The organism is Natrialba chahannaoensis JCM 10990, assembly GCF_000337135.1.
Taxonomy (GTDB): domain Archaea; phylum Halobacteriota; class Halobacteria; order Halobacteriales; family Natrialbaceae; genus Natrialba; species Natrialba chahannaoensis.
The window spans coordinates 76,870-100,254 of the sequence record NZ_AOIN01000064.1 but is presented as its reverse complement, the minus strand read 5'-3'; the positions used below and the strand labels follow the sequence as shown (position 1 = coordinate 100,254).

Below are 23,385 nucleotides of genomic sequence, written 5' to 3'. Positions count from 1 at the left end.
CCGTGGCGGTGACCGTTACTCCGCCTTGTCGTCGGTGAATTCGAAGACGTTGGCTTCGGCGTCAGTGTCTTCGTCGCCGCTGCCTTCGCCATCTTCGGTATCATCGCTGCCGTCCGTCACGCCAGCGGATTCAGACGCAATGGCGCTTTCTCCCTCACCAGCCACCGTCGCATCGAGCAACGCCGCGTCCCCCGCGTCTGCAGCCGCGTCAGTCTCGAATCGGTCGAGCGCGGCCGAAAGCGTCGTCGCCTGCTGACTCAGCTGCTCGGCCGAGCCGGTGACTTCCGTCAGCGCGCTCGTCTGCTCCTCGGCTGCCGCGGCGACCGTCTCGGCCTCTGCGGTCGTCTCCTCGGAAATCGAGGCGACTTCGTCGACCATCGCGACGACTTCCTGGGTGGAGGCGGCCTGTTGCTCCGTCGCTGCCGAAATCTCCTGCACGCCGTCGTTCGTCTCCTGGGCGTATGTGGCAATCTCCTCGAGGTCGTCGACGACAGTCGTCACGAGTTCGTTCACCCGCTCGATCTCGTCGGTCGTCTGGTCGACCTCCGTCGCAGAGCGTGCCGTCTGGGACTCAACCGCTTCGAGTCGCTCATCGATCTGCTCTGCGGCCTCCTTGACGTCCTGGGAGAGCTCCTTGACCTCCTCGGCAACCGTGCTGAAGCCACCCGTGTCGCCGTCGCTCGCCGAGCGCGAGGCCTCGATCGAGGCGTTCAGCGCGAGCATGTTCGTCTGTGCCGCAATCTCGGTAATCGTCTCCGTCAGTTCTGCAATCTGGTCAACCTGCGTCTCGAGTTCCTCGAATTCCTCGACGACCGCCTGGTGTTCGTCTTCGAGGTCATCACACGCGTTGATCGCCTCCTGTGCGATGTCGCTGCCGTCGCGGCTCGTTTCGGCGGTCCGCTCGGCGAGCGTCGCGACCTGACTCGAGGAGGCCGCAATTTCTTCGGTCGTCGTCGAGAGCGTGTTAAGTTCGTTGTCGATCGACTGCAGTGACTTGTGCTGACGGTCTGCACCGTCGGAAATCTCCTGCACCGAGGTGCTGACCTCTGCGCTTGCGGTCTGGACCTCCTCGCTCGAGGCGGTCACCTGCTCGGAGGCAGTCGCCACGTCGGTCGCGAACTGCGAGAGCTGTTCGACGGTCGTCTCGAGTTCGCCGAGCATCTCGTTGAACTCGGTGGCGATCTCTCCCATCGCCTCGTTTTCGCTTTCGGGATCCATTCGAGCCGTGAGGTCGCCGTCTGCAGCGGTCTGCATCACCGTACTGTATTCGTCGGCCTTCTGTTCGAGGTGGGCGTTCATTCGGCCAACCCGTTCACGTTCGTCTTCGGCCTCAGCGCGGGCGTCTTCAGCTTCCCGGAGCGAGTTCTTCAGTTCGTGACGCATCGAATCGAAGCCGTCGTAGAGCCGGCCGATGTTGTCAATCCGGTTGCTCTCCAGTTCGACATCGAGGTTGCCTGCTTCCATCTCCTTCGCCTTGTCCGTCAAGCGATCGATCGAGGCAGCGGTGTTGCGCCCGATGACGGCACCGAGAACGGCGATGATGAGCACGCTTGCGAGCGTGATCAGCGCGCCGAACTGGCCGATCGAGTCGACGACACCGAGTGCCTGATCCTCGGTGGTGTGGACGAGAACGGTCCAGTCCTCGCCAGTCGTGTAGTAGCCGACGACGTAGCCGCCCGGCGAGAAGTCATAGGGCTCCTGCTGGAGTACGTCAGTCGGCGCTTCGTCGAACCGGAGCGCACCGAGTGAGTTCTCCTCGGCAGTGTCGAGGAGTTCCGCGTTGCCGTACGTCTCGCCGAACGAGACGTTGTCTGGATCGCTGCCGTAACCAAGATACGCGTCGTCCGCGATGATCTGTCCCTCGTCGTCGACGATGGTGACGACAGTTTCAGACTGCCAGACCGTCGGCGAGTTCGACGAGCGGTCGGCCAGGTCGAACGTGAGCATGATAGCTCGGTCACTCCCCGGAATGCCAATGTAGTACGAGCGGACGGGCCGCTCGTCGAAAATAAGCGAGACGTTGTCTTCGATCAGGTACGGATCAGTCCGCTGGGCGACGTGCCCAGACGCCGACTCGAGTTCGTCCGTCTCAGGGAACGCAAGTTCCTCGAGTGAGGACGCGTTGTTGGTGCCCGCGAGAATGTCTCCAGATTCGGTGCTGGTGTCGACGTACAGTGCGTTGACCCTAGTGTTTTCGGGGAGTTCGTCGTAGACATCCTCGAGATATTCGTCTATTGCCTCGAGATCTTCGACAGTCCCTCCCTGCCCGTCATCTTGGACAGCCGAGAAGATCGGTGCTTGTGCCGTCGAGGCCAGAAGCTGCTCGTTTCGGTCGTTCCAGTTTTCGATCTCAGTCGCCTCCTGAACGGCCTGATCCTGCTGTTCGTTCAGCACCGTCTGCTCGACGGTATCGGTGATCATCGACGTCTCGACGATGCCGACCGCACCGACAGAGAGCCCGATGATCAGTAGCATGATTCCAAACTTGAGTGCATAGCGCCGTCTAATAAACGACGGGACGAGTCGCCGTATCCCACTACTCATTATGCACCCCTTCTTCTAACAATTCTTATGTCTGACGAAGCTACTGTCTGTAATTATGATACTTGTTCTCACCCACCGTCCTACACGTCCGCATGGATGGTCCGTTGGGTTCAAACCGTCTGCTACCCTTTGACGCAGTGAGAATGGAGCGAACACCAAACGGCACTCCCGTCGGCGTCGACGATCCCTACGAGTTCGTGGGTGTCTGTGACTACCTTACCGGTGAGGGGACGTGTCGGTACGCTTTTGATCACTACGGGCACGATCCCGAGTTCGCCCGCGAGCGTGCACAGGAGGACTACGACTGTCCGATCGTCGATCCCGAAACCGACGACACCTGGGCTGATTGCCCACATTTCCGTGCGCGAAACCGAGACCGCGAGTGCGTTCGCTGTGACCTCACCGAAAAGCGACTCGCCCACGACGACGAGCGTCCGCTGCTCGAGGAACATCACCTTTCATACGCACGCGATGGCGAGACGCTCTCCCACGAGATTACGATCTACCTCTGTCGGTGGTGCCATGCGAAGGTCCACAACTCGTGGGCGCGGATCACCGACGACGCCGCACCGGTCCCAGAGGCGCTGGCCGAACTCGAGGGCCGCCGTAGTCGGGAACTCGAGGAACTAAGCTTCGAATCGGCAGCGGAACGGTACGACCGGGAGCAAACAGACGAGTGAGATCCTCCCAGATGGACAAGCGGTCACGTCGCTGAGTGTAACGGCGGTGGCAGCGGTCACGAGGGCGGCGCTCGCTGGCCCATCGTTTACCCGCCGCCGGAGTGGACGCGTTCGTATGTCAACACCATCATCCTCATCCTCATCCTCGTCTTCGTCTTCGTCGCCGCCGACACTCATGGTGTACGGTTCCTACGGTTTCGTCGGGAACCTGGTCGCACAGGAGGTGCTCGACCGCAACCACAACCACAACCGCGGCCGCGGCCGCGACCGTGAAATCGACATGGTCCTCGCCGGTCGCGACCGCGAACAACTCACAGCACAGGTCGATGAACTCGGCGTCCCCGGCCGCGTGTTCCACCTCGGCGATCCTGACCTCATCGACGAAGCACTCACAGACGACGTCGACTGCGTGCTCAACTGCGCGGGCCCGTTCTCGAACACGGCCGCCCCGCTCGTCGAGGGCTGCATCCGAACCGGCACCGACTACGTCGACATCACTGGCGAAATCCCCGTCATCGAAGGCATCGGGGAGCGAGACAGCGACGCGACCGACGCCGGTGTAACGCTGTTGCCAGCCGCCGCGTTCTCTGCCGTTGCCATGGACTGTCTCGCCGCCCACCTCTCGGATCGGCTTCCCAACGCGGACAGCCTCGAACTGGGCGTCGACTCGCTCCGCCCGCCGTCGATCGGGACGGTCAGGACGGTCATCGAGGGGATCGAGGACGGCGGGGCCGTCTATCGCGACGGGCGACTCGAGTACGTCCCTGCGGCGTGGCGGACCAGAGAAATCGACTTTGGCCGCGGCACCCGCTCCGCGGCGACGATGCCGATGGGGGACGTGTCGACGGCTCACTACACAACCGGGATTCCGAACGTCTCCGTCTACGCAATCGCGCCTCCGCCCGCTCGGCTCGCGCTGAAATCCCACCGGTATCTCGCGCCGCTACTCGGGTCGACGCCGGTCCAGAAGGGCCTGAAGCGGCTGTCAGGACTTGTTCGCGAGGGGCCGGCCTCGTGGTCGCGAAAGCGCGGGTCGGCGTATCTCTGGGGCGAAGCGCGAGCCGACGGTTCGAACGGCGAGCGTGTCGTCTCCCGGTTGCTGACGCCGGACGTGTACGTCGTCACCGTTGACGCCGCCGTTGCGACTGCCGAACGCGTGCTCGACGGCGACACCGAGGACGGCTTTCAGACGCCAGCCGGCGCGTTCGGTCCCGAATTCGTCCTCGACCTCAAGGGCGTCGAGGGCTTCTTCGACGAGTCAACGCCCGACTCAGACTCGCGAACGGTCGACGTGCCGTCGTGAGTCGGGCTACACGTGCGTGCAACGCTTTGGCTTCTCGTCGGGGAGACGACCAGTCACAGAAACAGCGTCTCAGCGACCGGGATACTCCCGGACGCTGCTCTAGTCGAGAATATCGCCGACGCGCCGCGGTTCACCCTGCAGGTTCGGCTGTTCGGCGACGATTTTGAGGACTTCGTGGTCCGTCACGTTGTAGTACGATTTCTCCGTGGCCTCCTCGATGAGTTCTTGTTCGAGGCGAAACTCGGTGCCTTCGTAGACGACATCGACGCCATCGTCGTCGAACGCGAGCGTTGTCATGTCCTGCTCTATGCCGTGGGGGGTGTAAAAGGGTCCGGACCGACTGCTCTCGATCAACACTGTTCGGCTGGCAAGCGGCATGATACCGCACAGACAGGAGTCAGACGGGCGGCAGACGACGCGCGAGGTTTATTACCGGCCACCCATATTGGATGTGAGTGTGGCCGGACACAGGGATCCGCTCGACGAACTCGTCGTCCCCGACGGGACCGAAGCCAAGGAAGTCGCCCTCGAGACCGACGGAGACGTGCTTATCGGGAGTCGCTCGACGATCGAGTTCGGCGTGCGCGGACGCAACGTCCTCGCCGGCGAAAATGTCACCGTGGAAGGCGAGATCGAAGCCGAAGGCGACTGCCGACTCGACATGTGGTGTGACGTCGCGGAGAACGTCCTCGTCGGACAAGACGCCTATATCGGCGAACGAGTTCACATTGCCGGCGAACTGAAGGTTGCAGGCGACCTTGACATCGGCGACGACGTCGACATCGAGGAAGGCTTCGAGGCCAATGGCTGGATCGTCATCCGAAACCCGATGCCGACGATCGTCCTCATGTTCGTCTATCTTAAACACCTGCTTTTGATCGGCGAGGAAGACACTGCGCAGCGGCTCATCTCCGAACTCGTCGACGAAGACGACGACACGGACGACCCCGAGACCGACCCACTCGTCATCCCGCGCAACGCGACTGTCGGCGACGACGCCTGGCGCGTTTCAACGCCCGCGACGCTCGGCGATAACTGTCGACTCCACGGCAACGTCCGCGCCGAAACGATCGACGTGGGTCGTGAGTGCAACGTGTTCGGCAGCCTCCGCGCCCGCGGCGACGTAACCGTCGGCGAGGAAACGCGAATCCACGGCGACCTGACCACCCGCGACGGCGACGTGGTACTCACCGATGACGCGCGCGTCCTCGGTGACGTCTCGTGTGCCGACCTCGAACTCGGTCCCGGTGCCGAAATCGACGGCACGATTCGCGCCGATGGCGAGATTACGATGGACACTGGCGAACGCGAACTCGAGTAAGGCCGAATCGACCGGATTTTCGCACCCGCGGTCGACGTACTGTCTCGCAGACGGATTCTCACCCCCAGTCTTAATAGCAGTACTGTGGATACGCGAGATGAGTATGCGAATGACAATCACACAACAGACACGGAGGCGCGTATGCGGTCCGTCGTCCTGACGAAGGGTGTCCCGGACTTCTCGGATGGTGCCGTCTCGTTCAACGAGGAGGGCCACCTGGAGCGCGGGAAGACACCGACGGTGATGAACCCGAACGACGCGTTCGCACTCGAGGCGGCCCTGCAGACGCGGGTCCGCCACGGCGGCCACGTCTCGGGGATGAGCATGGGTCCACCGGGCTACTCGGCAGTACTCGAGGAGGCGATGGAAGCGGTGTATACCGACGACAGCTACCTGCTATCCGACCGGGAGCTCGCCGCCTCGGACACGTGGGCGACGGCGATCACGCTCAGTGCGGGTATCGAGACCTACCAGGAGGAGATTGGCGATGTCGACCTGCTCTTTGCGGGGTTCAAGACGGCGGACGGCGAGACGGGCCAGACCGGGCCACAGACAGCGTGGGCGCTCGACTGGCCGATCGTCACACACGTCATCGCGCTCGATATCGATCCGGACGAGCGTCTGCTCCGCGCGAAGCGACTCGTCGAGGGAGACGTAGATGAGATCGAGACGGTCGAGGCACCGCTGCCCTGCATGGTCGTCACGGACCCTGAGTTCGAACCCACCTACCGAAAAGCCTCTCACCGACTGACTCACAAACGACTTCGCGAGGAGACCCAGAACCGTGCGGCCGCCCACGATCGGCACCTGACCACGTGGGATCACGAGGACCTGAATCTGGATCCGGATTACATCGGCCTCGACGGCTCGCCGACGATTGTCTCCTCGGTCGATCCGATCCCGAAGGCACCCTCTGAGCGAGAGGCGACGATGGTCGATCCCAGCGATTCGGAGGAGATGAACGAGATTCTTGGCGAGTTCAAGCCCTACGCGGCGGCGACGAACGGTGCAGACGGACCGAACGCAGCGGAGGGAGGTGACTAATCGTGGCACTCGATCCGGACGACTACTCGGTCGACGAACTGCGCGAGGAACTGGACACGGTCGACGAAACCGACGAACTACAGGCAATTCTCGAGGCCGAACAGGCGGGGCGAGACCGGAAGACGGCCCGGGAAGCGGTACACCGGCGGCTCGACGCGGTTGGTGCGGACGTTGCTGGCAGTGATGACAGCAGCGACGGCGTCGAGGAAGGGACGGAAACCGAAGGCGAGTACGAGGAGACGAAGGAAACGGTTGGCGACGAGGCGGACGGTGATCCAGTCGACGAGGTCGAAGATGAGGGCGAGCCGGCCGTCGACGACAAGGGTGTGGCAGGCGAAGCCGACGAACCACAGACCCGCGACAAGAAACACGTCCGGGCGCTCGCAGACGGCCACTACGAGGACGTATGGGTCTTCTGTGAGACCCAGCAGGGCGACCTCCTCGAGGTCTCGCGGGAGATGCTCGGCAAAGCCCGCGAGTTGATGGACCAGTTCGCGGAAGAGTATGGTGACGAGGAGCGTGTCGTCGCGTTCCTGATGGGCGACGACTGCGAGGAACTCGCCGAGGAATGCATTGCCTACGGCGCTGACGTCGCGGTCTATCACAACGACGATCGACTCGAACGGTTCCTGCACAAACCCTACACCGAAATCTCGGCGCACATGTCTCGCGGTGAGGGTACCGTCGAGAGCACCGACTGGCGCGAGTACGACAAGCCGCGCTACATTCTGTTCCCGGCGACGAACAACGGCCGGGACCTCTCGGCGAAGGTGCAGGCCGAACTCGACTCCGGACTCGCTTCGGACTGTTCTGACCTCTTCATCGAGGAGAACGAGGTCTCGAACCCCGTCAAGACCGGCGAACCGGGCGTCAAGAAGACCTTCGAGAAGGTCTTGCACATGAAGCGGCCCGACTTCTCGGGCTTCGAGTACTCGACGATCCTCTGTCTGGACAACCCCGGCCGGGAGTTCCACCCGCAGGGGGCATCGATCATCCCCGGCAGCTTCGACCCTATCGAACCCAACTACGACCGCGACGGGCTCGTGGTCGAACACGACATGGAACTGGACGACGACTGGTTCCGCGTCGAGATCACGGAGTACGACCAACTCGAGGCCGGCGTCGATCTGACGGGCCACGACGTGGTCGTCTGTCTCGGTCGCGGCATTGCAGACGACCCCACTGAAGGGATGGAACTCGGCCTCGATCTGGTCGACGCCTTCGAGGACGCCGAACTCGGCATTACGCGAGGAATCGTCACATCCTCCTACCAGTTCGACGGCCACGTCGAGCAGTACGCGAAGGAAGAACGCCAGATCGGCGAGACGGGACAGGTCGTCGCGCCCGACCTCTACATCGCAGCCGGCGTCTCAGGCGCTGTCCAGCACAAGGTCGGGATGGACGAATCGGACACTATCATCTCGGTCAACACGGACCCAGACGCGCGTATTCGGGACTTTAGCGACTTCTTCGTTGAGGGCGACCTCTTTGAGGTTCTCCCCGAACTCACCGATGCGGTGGAGTCGGGCGAGATGGCACCCGAAGCGGTCGCGGACGGTAGTGGCGATACGGCAGAGGACGGCAGCGGCGATACGACTGCGGACGGCGAGCCAGATGGCGGTGCCGACACTGCAACTGGAGGTGAGACCGATGACTGAAACGAACGAGACAGACCGTGAGCACTACGAGGCCGTCGTCGTCGGCTGCGGTCCCGGCGGCGCTGCGGCGGCGTCACGACTCGCAGACCACGGTATCGAAACGCTCGTGCTCGAACGAGGAATGGATGCGGGTTCGAAGAACGTCTCCGGCGGCCTGATCTATGCCGAGGAGTCCGCTCCCTACACGATCGACGACCTGTTCGACGGCTTCCGAGAGGAAGCGTCCGAACGGCCCGTCACGGACTACTACATCCACAACGTGGCCGGCAACAAGGTCAAGAGCTACGATCTGACCGACCTCCACGAGGACGACACCGACTGGTGTGACGCCGTCCTCCGTCGGCCGATGGACTCCTGGCTCGCAGAGCGCGTCCACGAGAAGACCAGCGAGACCGGCGGTGGGGTTCTGACGAACGTTCGGGTGAACGGTCTCCTGCGCGAACGCGGCCGTATCACCGGCGTCACCTGCGACGAACTCGACCCGATCGAGGCCGAGATCATCATCGCCGCCGACGGCGTCAACTCCGAACTCGCCCGTGAGGCGGGTTTGATGGACTGGGAAGACCCGAACGAGTGGTTCCAGGGCGTCAAGGCCGTCGTCGAGATGGAGCCCAACGTGATCGACGACCGGTTCGATATCGACGAGGACGAGGGTGTCGCGCACCTGTTCTCGGGCGACCTCTTCGAGGACGTTCGCGGCGGCGGCTTCCTCTATACGAACGAGGAGTCGCTATCTATCGGGACCGTCTTCCACCTCGACAGCCTCGTCGAGGAACAGGCCGAACCGCACGAACTACTCGACGCCTTGCTTACCCACCCGCTGCTCGCGCGGTGGCTCGGCGACGAGTACGACGAGCGCGAGTATTCGGCAAAGCTCGTCCCCGACTCGAAGAAGGTTGCCCACCGCGAGCCGTATCAGGACCGGCTCGTTCTGGTCGGCGACGCGGCAGGTCAGATGCAGGCACAGGGGCCGATCATCAAGGGGATGAACCACGCCGTCACGGCCGGCGCGCTCGCTGCCGACGCCTTCGCAGTCACGCGTGGGAACGCCGACCCGGCCGCTGCGGGCCGGCGCTATACGCAGATGCTCGAGGACTCGGGCACGATGGACAAGCTTCGGCCGCGGCGGTACGACCTCGCACGAACCGTTGGTGAGCGCGACCGGGTGACAGACGCCGTCGAACGGGTGCTCGACTCCCGCGTTGGCTCGCTCGCAATCGGCAACCCGATCGCGGACCGCGTGCTGCAGCGGGCGTACAACTCGCCATTCCTCGTCTCGATGCTGCCCGACACGCGAACGGGCTACGTCACCCTGCCGTCGATCATCGGAGAGGAACACGGGCGAACGCTGCATTGGGAGAGTTCAGTCGAGCCACCGTCGCTCGACGAGCGGATTGGTGACCTCACCTACGATACGGACGTCGGCAACCCACACATCGAAGTTCGAGACGCGTCCTTCGAGGCCAGCGGCGCGGCAGTGTACGCCTGTCCCGTCAGCGCAGAGGACTTCGGCGGGGGCTGCTATCGCTCCGAAGAGGTCAAACGCAACGGCACTGCAGAGACCGTCGTCAGCCTCGACACCCAGCCCTGCGTCGAGTGTGGTACCTGCGCCGTCGTCGCCGACACCGAGTGGGAACACCCCCGCGGCGGCAAGGGCGTCGAGTTCCGCGAGGGATGAGTGTGAGCACGCGGCAATTCCGGTGTCGTTCGCAGTCAGGCGGAGGGTCGCGCCATGAGTGAGTACGGCCCTCAAATCGCTGCGCTCGCCCGGCGCGCCGAGCGCGAGCACGCTGCACTCCACCGCGGAAACGAACCACTCGGACCGACGTTCGCACCACAGTACCTCCGTGACGGCGTCGGCCAGGCCATCGCGGTCTACATCGATGCCCGCACCGGCGGTCGACCCGCTCCGCTCTCGCCAGCCGAACTCGACTCGCTCGAGTACGCGATGCATCGCTGGCTCGAGTGCTACGCGCGCTGTCACGGGGTGGTACTCGAGTCGGATGCCAGCATTAGGACGGCCGCGGAAGTGCTACTCGAGACACGGAACATCGACGATGTTGGGCAGTTGCTAACGGGTGTGCCGGCGCGTCGCGAAGCTGAGGACGCGCGTGGGAGGGACGGATGTCCGGAGCCTGGAGCCGAACCGTGAGGGGGAGGAGGTGGGGATGTCGACGTGGCTCTATAGTGACACTGCAACCAACTGTGGGGCCACACAGATACCAGAGCATCACAGATGCGACACAACGACACGGATACTGAACGACACAGCAACACAGATACAGAACGGCACAACCACACAGCAACACAGAAATACAGAAATACAGAAATACAGAAATACAGAAACACAGAAACACAAGTACAAAATGACGACAGTCGCCATCACTGTCTCGTCCGAACAGTCATCGCCTTCGCTCACGGAAGCATAGCCGTGTCTCTCATCGTCGAGTACGAGCTCCGAACACCCATCCTCAAATCGGCAGCCCAGGCTGCAGAAAAACTCCAGATCGAAGAACTTTACGGGTCACAGGCCGGCACCACGAAACTCCTCTTCTGGGCGTTCGGTGACGACTTCGCCGCGTTTGAGGACGCACTCGAGTCCGACCAGACGATCGAGAACTACACGACACTCGAATCCGTCGGTGATCGGAACCTGTATGGTGTCACGCTCACCGACGAGGCAGCGACAAAGCTGACCTACCCGCTGGCGGCCGAGTACAACGTCGCGCTCATCGACATCACGGTCAGCGACGAAACAGTGGTGAGCGCTCGCGTGCCGTCCCGAGACGTCCTACTCGAGTACCGAGAGCGCTGTCTCGAAAAGGGAGTTGGCTTTCAGGTGCGGCGGATGTACCACGAGCACGAGGCTGAGACGAAACAGTACGGACTCACCGAACACCAGCGCGAGGCGCTTCAGACGGCACTCGACCGGGGGTACTTCGACGTGCCTCGAGCGGCGACGCTGTCGGAAGTTTCGGACGAACTTGGCATTTCGGATCAGGCGCTTTCGGCTCGACTCCGACGCGGACAGGCAAATCTGCTCTGGCACACGATCGCTGATGACCCTACTTAAAAGGTTGGCCACCCAACGAACGGGCTTTCCCGGTTCCCTGCCGTTCTTCAACTATGAAACAGCGTGCTCACTCGTCCACCGCAACGTCATCATCGACAACCGAATCCGCCTCCGAGACAACCGACACCGACGATCGGTCGACCACTGACGATAGCCAGTTTACCTTCCAAGCCGACACCGAACAGCCACCGAGCGTCGCGGTCATCTCCGCCATCGCTACGCAAGAGGACCTCGACGTACTCGCTGTTGCAGACGAACTTGAGCCACTCTACAACGCCGTCGACCCGGCGGCACTGGATGCACTCTTTGATGGCTCGAGTGACGCTGCCAAACTCGACCGGGCTGGCGGCAGTGTGACGTTCACCTATGCTGGTCGAACGGTGACTGTCGATGCGACTGGCCGGGTTGTGCTGGAAGGGGCGCAATAAATCGACCCACCCATACACCGCGTACAATTGTCACGCCGTCATACCGACCGCAACCGTCACATAGTCACGCCGCCCGTAACTATCAGACGATCAATCGCTACAACGCGAGACCGTCAGTAAATCAGTTCGTCGTCGTTTTCGACCATATACAGCGTTCGCGCGGCGATATTGACCGCGTGGTCGCCCACTCGTTCTAGGTCACGAATTGTGAGCAACAGCCGCGAGACATCCTGGAGCAACTGCTCAACTTCGTCGGGGGACTCGAGTTCCCGTTCGATGAGGTCGCGGACGACGATCTCGCTCGCCCGCTCGGCGAAGTGGTCGAGGTCGTCGTCGCGCTCGGCGAGCTGTCGGCAGCCGTCGGTGTCTTCGGTGTCGTAGGCGACCATGGATTCTTCGATCATCTCGAGGGTCATCTCGCCCATTTCCTGGACGTCGACATCGGGGAAGAGGTCGTGTTTGGCCTCGAGCGTGTACTCGCCAAGGTTGACCGCGAGGTCGCCGATTCGCTCCAGGTCGGTGATGATCTTGAACGAGGCCGCGATAAAACGCAGGTCGCTCGCGACAGGCTGTTGGAGCGCGAGCAGTTCGATACACTGCTGTTCGAGGTCGAGGTACATTTGGTTGACCTCGCTGTCACCGGTGATTACTTCGTTCGCGAGGTCCTCGTCTTTCTGTTCTAAGGCGTCGAGGCCCATGCGAAGTCGTTCCATCACGACCTCGCTCATGTAGAGGATGTCCTCGCGGAGTTCCGCGAGTTTCTCCTGGTAGGATTGTCTGGCCATACTGCAGACAGCACGCCGGTCACTGATAAATATTGGTAGCGGTCTGCACGTCGTGTACCGATTTCAGTTTTCAGAGACAATCGACGACTGTCCGACTGCCGGACCAGCAAGTGGTCGAAGAACAGTTCCTTGCCTGCCCCCGCACGACCTTCAACATGTGCAGATCCGAACTACAGATCGCTACCGTCGTCACGTTGAAGAGTGCGTCGTTCGGGTGCTCGATATCGCGTTCGTCGATTTCTTCGATCGGGACACCGTGGGAGTCGCGGTAGACAACGCCTTTGATGGTCTGTAACACCTTCCGGTGGCGACGCCGACCCTGTTCCCTAAAGATTCGCGGTGCAGGTGCAACAGGTGTCGTAGTTCGGGACAGATGGTGTGGCTGCGAGGTCGATCACCGCCGATGCGTCTTTGCAACTCCGTCACGTAGGCGTTCGAAAGCGATGGCTGATGGGAGCGTGTCCGGCGCGGATCGAGACGAGTCCGATCGCAGGGGTTCCAGTGGCCGTGGTGACGGCGGTCGTAGCGGTGACGACCGCAGCGACAGCGACAACGGCTACAGCGATAGCAGCGATAGTGACAACGGGCATGACTACGACGACCGCGGCTACGGCGACGGCTGGGAGGAACTCCGCCAGCAAACGCTACGGCGAGACAACTACGCCTGCACCCGCTGCGGAGCCGACAACCAAACCCTTCAGGCCCACCATATCGTTCCACGCTCCGCTGGCGGCCCCGACGAACTAGAGAACCTCCTCACGCTCTGTCGGCCCTGCCACGGCGTCATCCACCAGCACAACAATGCCTTCGACGACGTTCGCGACGACGCGCCGCTCTTTCCCGAGCGGACTGCACCCAAACCCGTCGCCCGATTACGGACGCCAGCCGATCAGTGCTGTACACGCTGTGGAGCCGAACGCAGTGATCCGACCGAACTCGTCGCCTGGACCGACGTGCCAGCCAGCGACGATGGTCGTCCGGCCCCGTCGCACGTCACCCTCTGCAAACCCTGTGCCGGACTGCTGATCAAGCACGATCCAGCAGTCGAAAAAGAAGCTCTCACCGCGAACCATACCATTTCAGTACACGAACTCACGGCCCGCCGGACCGACGCACCCGTCCGACCCAGCGCCTTCGCGCTCTCACAGGTTGAAATTCGGCGCGAGCCACGCACACTCCGCGAACGCGTCGTGGATGACACACCATTACGGTTTCTGCTGAACCACCGCGGTGTTCGTCTGGCGCTGCTCGTCGCTGCCGGCTACGTGGTGCTGTTCGTCGTGTTAGCGCTGTAGCCAACCGGTGAGAGCGTGCGATTCGACCGTTGTATGCGGTGAAAACGAGACACAGAGAGACGAAACAGACCGAACTGCCTCCGACAGACGGACTACCCGAATTTGCCGGTAATGTAATCCTCGACCCGATCGCTCTCGGGATTTTCGAAAATTTTGCTCGTGTCGTCGAACTCGACGAGGTGACCGCCTGTGAGGAAGACCGCCGTCTTATCCGAGATGCGGGCCGCCTGCTGCATGTTGTGCGTGACGATCGCGACCGTGTACTCCTGGGCTAACTCTTCGACCAAGTCCTCAATCTTCGAGGTTGCAACCGGGTCGAGCGCAGAGGCCGGTTCGTCCATCAGGATCACTTCCGGATCCGTCGCAATCGCACGGGCGATACAGAGGCGCTGTTGTTGCCCACCGGAGAGATCCAGTCCGCTCTCGTCGAGTTGGTCTTCGACCTCGTCCAGCAACGCCGCGCGCTCGAGTGCGGTCAGTACGTTCTCCTCGACGTTGTCGTCCTTGCCCTGCACGCGGAGGCCGTAGGCGACGTTGTCGAAGATGCTCTTCGGGAACGGGTTCGGCTTCTGGAAGACCATGCCGATCTTGCGCCGGAGGGCGACGGGGTCGACATCGTCTTCGTAGACGTTCTTCCCATGGAAGTGGAGATCTCCCTCGACGCGAGCCACGTCGATGAGGTCGTTCATCCGGTTGATCGAGCGCAGGAACGTCGACTTCCCACAGCCGGAGGGGCCGATGAGAGCCGTGACCTCCTTCTCGGGAATGTCCATGTTGATTCCGTGGAGGGCCTGTGTGTCGCCGTAGAAGACGTCCAGATCGCGGGCTTCGATGACGGCGTTGTCGACGCGGGGCGAGCCAAGCGGCTTGTCGCCGGCCGGCATCGCGAGGCCGCTTCCCGACTCACTGGTTGTCGTCGTCTCCGCATCAGGCTGCGTCGACGCGGCCGCGCTGGCACTGGAATCGGCTCCCGACCCCTGCCGGCTCACCGATTCTGATTCGCTACTGGCCGCTGCGATTTCGGGCGGTTCGGTATTCGAACTCCCACTCGTGCCTGTGAGAGAGCCATCGTTCGCGTTCGGGCGGATCGACAACAGCGCCGATCGAACTCCTGCAAGTCGACCGTCCGTCTGGTCGCTCATTACACCATTCCAGCGGTCGAATCCCTAAATACCATACTATGTCCTCTATATAGTGCTATAGTCGGGCACAGTGGCCGCGACAGCGGGAACTGGGCGAGTGGGGTACTCGAGTAAAAACTACTGAAAACGACTACCAAACTCCTGACGGCATTCGGACCGGCGTAGCTACGACCGTTTGTCGTACTTGTTCCGGATGAGGATCGCAACGGCGTTCATGAGCAGGAGGATCGTCAGCAGGACGACGATCCCGGCTGCGGCGACGTGCTGGAACTCAGCCTCGGGCATCTTCGCCCACTCGTAGATCTGCATGGGCATTGCACCGAACGAACCCGTTGGATCCGTCAGGTCCGGTGGGGTGAACATCGTTGTCGCCGCACCGACCATCAGGATCGGTGCGGTTTCACCGATCGCTCGGGAGAGCGAGAGGATGATCCCGGTCATGATTCCCGGCACGGCTTCCGGTAGGACGACGTTTCGGATGGTCTGCCATTTCGTCGCACCGGTACCGTAGGAAGCCTGGCGCATCGAGTCCGGGACGGCACGCAGCGATTCCTGGGACTGGACGATGACGATCGGTAAGATAAGCAGCGTCAGCGTCAGCGCACCGGCGATGAGGCTCGCACCAGTCTGCATTGCACGGACGAACACGGCGAGCCCGAGCAGTCCGTAGACGATCGAGGGGACACCGGCGAGGTTTGCGATGTTCGCCTCGATGAACCGCGTCAGACTCGAATCAGGCGCGTACTCCTCGAGATAGATCGCTGCGCCGACCCCCAGGAAGAGGGTGAAGATCGCCGTCATAATGATCAGGTAGATCGAGCCGATGATCATCGGGTACATGCCGCCGGGGCCGGTCGCCAGGTCGCCGTAGTTGCTCGGGACGTAGTTCTCGGCGATCTGGGACGGCGGATACGTCAGGAACTCCCAGGTGAGCCAGCCACGGGCCTCGAGGAGCACGTCCGCGAGGAGTGCAACCAGAGCGACGATGCCGACCATCGTTGCGGCGAAACACAGCCCGAGGAAGATCGTCCCGAGCTGGTGTTTGCGTTTGATCGAGGAGCCGTCGAAGTCGAAGCCATTGCCGTCGGGGTCGAAGCCGTCGGGATCCCCGCCCGTACTTGTGGTTGTGGTCGTGGTCGTCGTGGTACTCGTATCCGTATTGGTACTCATTGGTACTCCTCCCGGTAGCGCGACCGAATCCACATACTGAGCACGTTCATCAGGAACGTCATCGCAAACAGCGTCAGGCCGATCGCGAACAGGCTCTGGTAGCCGATGGAGCCGACCGAGGCGTCACCAGTTCCAATTTCGACCATGTACGCCGTCATTGTCTGAATCTCGGCGAACGGGTTCATGGTCACCTGTGCGAGTGCGCCGGCTGCAAGCGTGACAGCCATCGTCTCGCCGATGGCCCGCGAAATCGCGAGCACGTACGCGGCGAGAATGCCCGACAGCGATGCCGGTAACACGACCTGCGTCGAGACTTCGAACTTCGTCGCGCCCAGTCCGTAGGCGGCGTTGCGAAGCGAGTCGGGAACGGAAGACATTGCGTCCTCCGAGATCGACGAGACCATCGGAATGATCATGACGCCGACGACGATCGCCCCCGCAGCAGCGTTGAACGTCCCCGTGCCGGGGTAAATCTGCTGGAGAATCGGGGTGATAAACGAGAGCGCGAAGAAGCCGTAGACGATCGTTGGAATCCCTGCGAGGATCTCGAGTGTCGGCTTCACGACGCGGCGGACACGCGAACTTGCGTATTCGGAGAGGTAGATCGCGGTTAGCGTGCCGATCGGAATCGCGATCAGCGCCGAACCGACCGTGATCATCAGCGTCCCCCAGACAAGCGGGAGCACGCCGAAGCTCGGGTTGTCAGCCGCCCGTGGCGACCAGTCGGTGCCCGTAAAGAACTCGGTGAGCGAGACGGTCGAGAAGAAATCCGTCGCGCCGTTGACCAGAACGAGCACGATTGCGAGTGTCGTTGCAATGGTAACGGCGGCACATCCAAAGAAGATGTAGCGAGCGAGTCGATCCCCGATCGTCCCCACGTCGTTTCCGTTCCGGCTGAGATCTATGGGTTCCGTACTCATGTGTAGTCCTCAATTGCGGCCTCCAGTTTCTCCCGTTGGTCCGCGATAGTTTCGTCGGGAACCGCGTAGAACTGGACCTCACGTGCAGTCTCCTGGGTGTTTTCGAGATAGAAGCGAACGAACTCGCGGTACTCCGGTCGAGCGAGTTCGTCACGTCGAACGTAGATATACATCGGTCGAGAGAGTGGCTGGTAGGCCTCGGCTTCGATCGACTCTCGAGTTGGAACGATACAATCGTCCCACTCGTCGCCAGGGTCCGCACCGTCCTCGTAATTGACGGCGATGAGCTCTGCGTCCGCCTCGTTCTCGTAGTAGTAGCCAGCCCCTCCGAATCCAATCGTGTACTCGTTGCCCCTGACGCCACGAATGATATTGTTGGTGTCAGGTGTGCCGCTGTAGTCGTTGCGGATGTTCCCGACCGATCCGGTGATGTGTTCAGTAAAGTAATCGAACGTTCCAGAGGCTGCGTCACGGCCGTAGAACGAAATTTCTTCGTCGGGCCACTCCTCGTCGGACTGCTCGGGCTCGAGATCAGCCCAGGTCTCGATCTCCGAACCGCGCTCCCAGAGGTCGCCAAGTTCGTCAACGGTAAGACACTCACACCAGGTGTTGTCGGGGTGTTTCAGGAGTGCAATGCCGTCGAGGACGACCTCGAGTTCGAGCCACTCGACGCCGTTTTCGCGACAGTGTTCGGCTTCCTCGTCCGTGATCGGCCGACTCGCGTTCTGTAGCGAGATTTCGCGCCGGGCGAACTGCTGGAAACCGGCACCGGTTCCCGAGGCGCTGACCGACGCCTGCACCTGATTGTTCTCCCACATGAACTGCTCGGCAACGAGAGCACTGTTTGGTCTGAGCGTATTCGAGCCGTCGATACGAATTTCGCCCTCAAGGCCACTGTCTTCCCCGCGTGTGAGACAACCTGCAAGGCCGGCGAGCGCCGTTCCGGAAACGCCGAGTAACACGCGCCGACGGGTGGTTGTTTGGGTCTGGGATTGAGACGGAGACTCAGAACCAGATCCAGTCCGAATTCGAGAATCGGAGCGAGCGTTCGCCCCAGACCGACTCCCAGGTTGGGACCCCCCATCGGAGTTGCCTAGTATCGGCTCATTTCCCATCAGTTAGCTAGTGGAATATCGCATCTAAATACCCTACTATGTTATCTATATATCTCTATGTGGGACAATCGATGCCAGTGTGGGGTCAATTCGACACGGTGCCGGCTCTGGCATCGGGAAAGGGATTTGTGACTGAGAACGGGCGCTTTAGATCGCTATAGATCTACGAGGGTTTATAGATAGGCTCACGAAACTGTGGCTATGGAGACGCGCAAGGTGCAGGTAACTGGCGGGTCAACGTATACGGTGTCACTCCCTAAAACGTGGGCAACCGACAACGATGTCAGCGCCGGCACGACTGTCGAGTTTTATCCAGAAGACGACGCACTATTGCTCACCCCACAGAGCGAAACCAACCGCCAGGAAGGGACACTCGATGTCTCAGACCTCGAAGGCGACCGACTGACCCGAGCCGTCATGACGATGTACGTCAGCGGCTTCGACATTATCCGTCTCGAAGCAAACCGGATCACAACTCACCAACGCCGCGCAATCCGCAACGCCACCCAGAGCCTCGTCGGCGTCGAAGTACTGGAAGAAACCACCGACAGCGTCGTCATTCAGGACCTCCTCGACTCCTCCGAACTCTCGATCGTCAACGCCGTCTCACGCATGCGACTCATCGCGAGTTCAATGCTTTCAGATGCCGTCACCGCCCTCATCGAAAACGACGACGACATCGCCCACGACGTTATCCAGCGCGACGACGACGTCGACCGTCTCTGGCTCGTCGTCTCGCGCATCTTCCGCGCCACGCTTCGCTCCCCCCGCGCCGCCGAAGAACTCGGTGTCCCCCGTGAGGACTGCTTCGACTACCACTCGAGTGCACGCCAACTCGAGCGGGTTGCCGATCACGCGGCGAAAATCAGCAATCTGGCCCTCAAACTCGACGAGATTCCGGAGTCAGTCGCGGAGGGACTGGTAGCGCTGCAGGAGGATGCCTCGGACGTCCTCGAAAAGTCGATGGATGCGCTGGTTGCGGAGGAGTCGGCGGAGGCGAACGAGTTGGGTCATGCAGCTCGCGAGGCGGTGCTCGAGATCGACGAGCATACGCGAACGATCGACGACATGTTACGTGATCTCGAGCCGGTGCAAGCGCAGTCGCTTGGGTTGATCGTGGACTCGTTGTCGCGGAGTGCAGACTACGGTGGAAATATTGCGGAGACGGCATTACAGAAGGCAGCGCCACGGCCGTGATGGGGATGTTACCGTAACTGTTCACGAGTCGAGGTAATATCCACCCTACCCGAAACGGAGGGTAACTTTCGATCCCTCAGACAGTCGGACGTAGCCGAGATGAAAGAGCTTCCTGCCCAGCAGTGAAGGTACTCGTTAGTTCCAGTTTACACGACGAAACGGCGGTCGTATCCATCGAAAATCAATTGAAATTCGGTGTGGAACTCGCTCTCACTCGCCAGTGACGATGCTCAGAGCCACCGGTCGACAGCGCGGCTAACTAGTGGGCCGTTGTCCAACTCGAGTTCTTGATGAAACAGGTACTGTGCGAACGCCGGTATCCCGGCGGTGATGCCGATGATACCGAGGACGGTCATCGGGGGGACAGTAGCGGTGGCGAGTGCAACTAGTCCGCCGATACCGAGCAGCGTAATCAATAGAACGCTGGCGAGATACAAACGCGACCGTACCGGGGCCGCAGCTTTCTCAGTGGGATCGTAGAGCGTGAACTCGTACAGACAGAGCACGCCTGCGAGCACGAGGAGGACCGACAGGGCACCGGCAAACGAGGTGATCATTGTCTACGCCAATATTCGTTCTCGACCGATATAAAAATAGGCTGTCACGCCTGAAGCGGTCACGGTACCGTTACCTGATGTCTCTGCGCGCGGCGAACGCAGTGGCTCTGTGTCGAAAAGCGGAGTAGCTGTGAGAAACCGGAAACCGGAACCGAAATTCGGACCCGGACTCGAGCAGCGACGTTAGTTGTCGAGCAAAACGGCGTTGACCTGGCCGGTCTGGCCGGGACGGGACGTCACGCGGGCCTCACCTTCGGAGGTCGCGATGATAGCGCCCTTCGTGATGATGTTTCGGCGGACGTAGTTCGGGTTGGCGTCGTTCTCGACGACGTCTTCGATATCGGCCGAGAGCGTTTCGTCGCCGGCGTTGACGCTTGCGACGTTCGTTGCGAGTGCGCGCGTCTTCGTGTCGTTCCCGCGAACGTCGACTGTGCGGAAGCGCGGTTCGCCGACCTGCGTCTCGGTGGGTAGCCGACCGAGTTCGTCCTTTCGGCGATTGCGAACGTTCTTCAGTCGACCACCGGTGCGCTTTCGCGTAGAGCGTCCCTGATCTTGCATACGCGAGGACAGTCCCGGCAAATACTTGAATGCACGCTTTCGCATCGGCCAGGACTGGCTGCCGGCTCACAGTTCAGGTCCGCTCAAACGCCGCTCAGTCGTCCGCAACGAGACAGTAGGCGTGGCCAGGCTCCTCAAGTATCGTCGTCTCCGGATCATCGTCGTAATAGTTCGAAAACGCAGCGCGCTCGGCGTAGTAGATCCGTCCGTCCACGGGAACCGGCGCGCTGGTGACGCGCCCGCGGTTCTCGACGCGCCAGCGTCTGTCGCCCGTTTCCTTGTCCAGTGCGTACAGATGTGTGTCGTAGGAGCCGGCGAGCACCGTCTCTGCCGTGACCGTTAGCGCCCCAATCACGCGGCCGTTGACGTTCGTCGACCAGATCTCCTCACCTGACTCGGCGTCGAGCGCGTAGACGTAGTTGTCGTCGCTACCCATGTACACGATCCCTTCCGCCACGTCGACCGCCGGATTCGACATGATCGAGGCACCCGTCTCGAACGACCATACCTCCGATCCGTCCTCGAGATCCAGACAGTAGAAGTGGTTGTCCCAACTCCCAACGTAGCCGTAGCCATCGTAGGCCGCGACCGTTCCCTTGATCTCCGCCCCTTCTCGGAACGCACCGCCCGCACGTTCCTGTCCGTCGGCGTCAGCCTGGTACTCCCAGGTGTACTCGAGTGCCGGGAACTCCCAGCCGTAGACGACGCCGTCGTTCGAGCCGCCGACCAGCCGACCGGTTTCGAGGTCGATTGTCGGCGAGGGGTGGGGTTGGCCCCACATGCGGTCGTCGTACCAGAGCGGCTCGCCGGTGTTGGGGTCGATGGCCCAGATGGTGCCGGTGGAGGGTGAGCCGTACTCGGAGACGACGTAGAGGGTACCGTCGTGGAAGGCGGGACTCGAGCCGATGGCGAGCGCGCCATGTAAGTCGTTGGCGCGGGTTCGCCAGACGATGTCGCCACTGTCGGTGTCGAAAGCGTAGAGGTCGCCGTCGTAGCCGCCGATGTAGGCGGTGTCGCCAACGATGGCCGGCGAGCCGTGAAAGCCGAGGTCCGTCGCGCCGGTGAGTGTAGACCACTGCAGTTCGCCGCTCGGCGTGTAGGCGTGGACCCAACCGCTGTCGCCGGCGATAATGATCGTCTCGCGGTCGGGGGTCGGTACGGGACTCGATTTGGCGGCGGTGTGTCCGACGTAGTTGACGGGGAACGACCAGTTGACACTGACTGAGTCAGGGACAGTCTCGTCGGGGTAGTAACCGAGTCGCCGGAGCCCGTTCTGGAAGTGCGAGACCTCCTCGGTGCCGTCGAGCCGGTCGCCGAGCACAGTCGGCAGGCTCACACATCCTGCGAGTCCGCCGACCGCTGCTGCGCCGACTGCGCCGAGGAACCACCGTCGCCCAGAGCCGGGAGTTCGGTTGGCTGTTGCCGCTGTCGGTCGGTTCGTGAGTCGCATGTGGTACTCCTGTGAGAGCACGACGGACGGACGCTAAAGACCGACGATTCGCTGCACGGGGCGAGGCGACCACCGCTCGAAAGAGCGGGTGCGTGGGTGTTGGTACTGTGGGCGTGTCATAGAATCCAACTCATCGCTTGTATTTTTGCGTCCAGGACCGTCTCTTCGCTCGTCGCGCTTCTGTAGCGCAGCGGAACCTGCCTGCGGGTAGTAGGGCCTCCTGCGTGGGCAGGAACGAGTCTGTGTAAACAGCGCTCCTGACTCGGGAGTGTGATGCCACCCGTTGGCTGTGGGGGCAGCTCGTCCCTCTCGGAAGTGGCGGTTTGGCCGTCATCCGGTGTGCCTTGACTATGTTGTTTGCCGAACAGACAGGATTGATCCATTCCGCGAATTGAACCACTACGACGACTGGGACGCCGAGCTCCCCTCCCACTGTTCCTCGTGGACGAGTTCGTCGAGGTCGATACGGTCGCGCCACCCCTCTCGCTGGAGTACCGGTTCGTCTGGGAACCCGTCGGCGGGATATCCTAAACAGAGGTACGCGACGGGCTTGACGTGCGGCGGGATGTCGAGGACCTCCTGAACCTCGTAGGGATAGAGAACGCTGACCCACCCGACGCCGACGCCCTCCGCGCGTGCGGCCAGCCAGAGATTTTGGACGGCAAGACACGCCGAGTAGACATCCGTTCGCTTCATTGAACTCCGGCCAAGGACGTGTGGCGCACCCCGCGTCGGATCACAGGTCACGCAGATGTTAACCGGCGACTCGCGGATCCCCTCGAGTTTCAACGCGCCGAACTCACTTCGCTGCGGTTCCTCGTAGGCCGCTCGAGCGGCCGCGATTGCCCGGTCTGCGATTGCGGCGATTTCGGCTTTCGTCTCCTCGTCGGAGATCACGATCATGTCCCACGGCTGTGAAAAGCCGACACTCGGCGCGTGATGGGCCGCCTTGATGATCCGATCAATGACCGCGTCAGGGATCGGTTCGCTCCGGAAGCGGCGAATGTCTCGTCGGGCGAAGATCGTTTCGTATACCGCGTCTCGTTCGTCATCAGTGAACGAAGTCATGATTCTGGCCCGTTTTGCGTCCGGTACTAAATCATAGTCGATCCCGAACGATCGAGAACTGACCGAACCCCAGTCAC

22 protein-coding genes are annotated in these 23,385 nt (G+C 61.7%); 11 read left to right on the top strand and 11 right to left on the bottom strand.

Features of this window, described 5'->3' with window-relative positions; all coding sequences use genetic code 11:
* Positions 1-15: 15 nt before the first annotated feature.
* On the bottom strand, positions 16-2,544 hold the full coding sequence (locus C482_RS12055) for a methyl-accepting chemotaxis protein (protein ID WP_049896673.1): 2,529 nt from the start codon (positions 2,542-2,544) through the stop codon (positions 16-18).
* Between the two features lie 143 nt (positions 2,545-2,687).
* Here C482_RS12055 and C482_RS12050 point away from each other — a divergent pair, with 143 nt between their 5' ends.
* Entirely contained in the window at positions 2,688-3,224 is a 537-nt protein-coding gene (locus C482_RS12050) for a DUF7097 family protein (RefSeq protein WP_006167903.1), read from the top strand.
* Positions 3,225-3,339: 115 nt separating this feature from the next.
* Positions 3,340-4,527 carry a saccharopine dehydrogenase family protein gene (locus C482_RS12045; protein WP_049896672.1) on the top strand — a complete coding sequence of 396 codons (1,188 nt, stop codon included), beginning with the start codon at positions 3,340-3,342 and terminating at the stop codon, positions 4,525-4,527.
* 99 nt (positions 4,528-4,626) lie between these two features.
* Here C482_RS12045 and C482_RS12040 read toward each other — a convergent pair whose 3' ends face one another.
* Entirely contained in the window at positions 4,627-4,824 is a 198-nt protein-coding gene (locus C482_RS12040; RefSeq protein WP_006167901.1) for a DUF5800 family protein, read from the bottom strand.
* Between the two features lie 160 nt (positions 4,825-4,984).
* On the opposite strand from C482_RS12040, the gene C482_RS12035 reads away from it, so the two are divergent.
* From C482_RS12035 to C482_RS12005, 7 genes are all read left to right on the top strand, one after another.
* Complete coding sequence (locus C482_RS12035) at positions 4,985-5,848, top strand: polymer-forming cytoskeletal protein (protein ID WP_006167900.1); 864 nt, start codon at positions 4,985-4,987, stop codon at positions 5,846-5,848.
* Between the two features lie 141 nt (positions 5,849-5,989).
* Entirely contained in the window at positions 5,990-6,892 is a 903-nt protein-coding gene (locus C482_RS12030) for an electron transfer flavoprotein subunit beta/FixA family protein (RefSeq protein ID WP_049896684.1), read from the top strand.
* Positions 6,893-6,894: 2 nt separating this feature from the next.
* Positions 6,895-8,550, top strand: coding sequence for an electron transfer flavoprotein subunit alpha/FixB family protein (locus tag C482_RS12025; protein ID WP_006167898.1), 1,656 nt, complete (start codon positions 6,895-6,897; stop codon positions 8,548-8,550).
* Positions 8,543-10,228, top strand: coding sequence for an FAD-dependent monooxygenase (locus tag C482_RS12020; RefSeq protein WP_049896671.1), 1,686 nt, complete (start codon positions 8,543-8,545; stop codon positions 10,226-10,228). The genes C482_RS12025 and C482_RS12020 overlap by 8 nt, the downstream gene beginning before the upstream one ends.
* A gap of 54 nt (positions 10,229-10,282) precedes the next feature.
* A complete protein-coding gene (locus C482_RS12015; RefSeq protein WP_006167896.1) occupies positions 10,283-10,702 on the top strand; it encodes a hypothetical protein in 420 nt (139 codons plus the stop codon).
* A gap of 279 nt (positions 10,703-10,981) precedes the next feature.
* Positions 10,982-11,623, top strand: coding sequence for a helix-turn-helix domain-containing protein (locus C482_RS12010; RefSeq protein WP_006167895.1), 642 nt, complete (start codon positions 10,982-10,984; stop codon positions 11,621-11,623).
* Between the two features lie 53 nt (positions 11,624-11,676).
* Positions 11,677-12,051, top strand: a complete 375-nt coding sequence (locus tag C482_RS12005; RefSeq protein WP_006167894.1) for a HalOD1 output domain-containing protein — start codon at positions 11,677-11,679, stop codon at positions 12,049-12,051.
* Positions 12,052-12,164: 113 nt separating this feature from the next.
* Here C482_RS12005 and phoU read toward each other — a convergent pair whose 3' ends face one another.
* Positions 12,165-12,836, bottom strand: coding sequence for a phosphate signaling complex protein PhoU (gene phoU, locus C482_RS12000; protein WP_006167893.1), 672 nt, complete (start codon positions 12,834-12,836; stop codon positions 12,165-12,167).
* Positions 12,837-13,279: 443 nt separating this feature from the next.
* Between phoU and C482_RS11990 the strand changes: the two genes are divergently transcribed.
* Positions 13,280-14,131 carry an HNH endonuclease gene (locus tag C482_RS11990; protein WP_006167891.1) on the top strand — a complete coding sequence of 284 codons (852 nt, stop codon included), beginning with the start codon at positions 13,280-13,282 and terminating at the stop codon, positions 14,129-14,131.
* A gap of 92 nt (positions 14,132-14,223) precedes the next feature.
* On the opposite strand, the gene pstB is transcribed toward C482_RS11990, so the two are convergent.
* The 4 genes from pstB to C482_RS11970 form a co-directional block, all read right to left on the bottom strand.
* The gene (gene pstB / locus C482_RS11985; protein WP_006167890.1) at positions 14,224-15,273 is read right to left on the bottom strand and encodes a phosphate ABC transporter ATP-binding protein PstB; all 1,050 of its coding nucleotides are present in this window, start codon (positions 15,271-15,273) and stop codon (positions 14,224-14,226) included.
* Positions 15,274-15,438: 165 nt separating this feature from the next.
* Complete coding sequence (gene pstA / locus C482_RS11980; RefSeq protein ID WP_006167889.1) at positions 15,439-16,443, bottom strand: phosphate ABC transporter permease PstA; 1,005 nt, start codon at positions 16,441-16,443, stop codon at positions 15,439-15,441.
* Positions 16,440-17,363, bottom strand: a complete 924-nt coding sequence (gene pstC / locus C482_RS11975; protein ID WP_006167888.1) for a phosphate ABC transporter permease subunit PstC — start codon at positions 17,361-17,363, stop codon at positions 16,440-16,442. The genes pstA and pstC overlap by 4 nt, the downstream gene beginning before the upstream one ends.
* Entirely contained in the window at positions 17,360-18,478 is a 1,119-nt protein-coding gene (locus C482_RS11970; protein ID WP_083858614.1) for a PstS family phosphate ABC transporter substrate-binding protein, read from the bottom strand. The genes pstC and C482_RS11970 overlap by 4 nt, the downstream gene beginning before the upstream one ends.
* A gap of 201 nt (positions 18,479-18,679) precedes the next feature.
* On the opposite strand from C482_RS11970, the gene C482_RS11965 reads away from it, so the two are divergent.
* Positions 18,680-19,675: a phosphate uptake regulator PhoU gene (locus C482_RS11965; protein WP_006167886.1), complete on the top strand. Its 996-nt coding sequence runs from the start codon at positions 18,680-18,682 to the stop codon at positions 19,673-19,675.
* A 230-nt stretch (positions 19,676-19,905) separates the two neighbouring features.
* Here the strand turns inward: C482_RS11965 and C482_RS11960 are convergent, their stop codons facing one another.
* The 4 genes from C482_RS11960 to bluB form a co-directional block, all read right to left on the bottom strand.
* The gene (locus C482_RS11960) at positions 19,906-20,232 is read right to left on the bottom strand and encodes a hypothetical protein (protein WP_006167885.1); all 327 of its coding nucleotides are present in this window, start codon (positions 20,230-20,232) and stop codon (positions 19,906-19,908) included.
* Positions 20,233-20,415: 183 nt separating this feature from the next.
* Complete coding sequence (locus C482_RS11955; protein ID WP_006167884.1) at positions 20,416-20,790, bottom strand: 30S ribosomal protein S8e; 375 nt, start codon at positions 20,788-20,790, stop codon at positions 20,416-20,418.
* A 94-nt stretch (positions 20,791-20,884) separates the two neighbouring features.
* Complete coding sequence (locus tag C482_RS11950) at positions 20,885-22,240, bottom strand: outer membrane protein assembly factor BamB family protein (protein WP_049896680.1); 1,356 nt, start codon at positions 22,238-22,240, stop codon at positions 20,885-20,887.
* Between the two features lie 399 nt (positions 22,241-22,639).
* Positions 22,640-23,308: a 5,6-dimethylbenzimidazole synthase gene (bluB, locus tag C482_RS11945; protein ID WP_006167882.1), complete on the bottom strand. Its 669-nt coding sequence runs from the start codon at positions 23,306-23,308 to the stop codon at positions 22,640-22,642.
* Positions 23,309-23,385 lie beyond the last annotated feature (77 nt).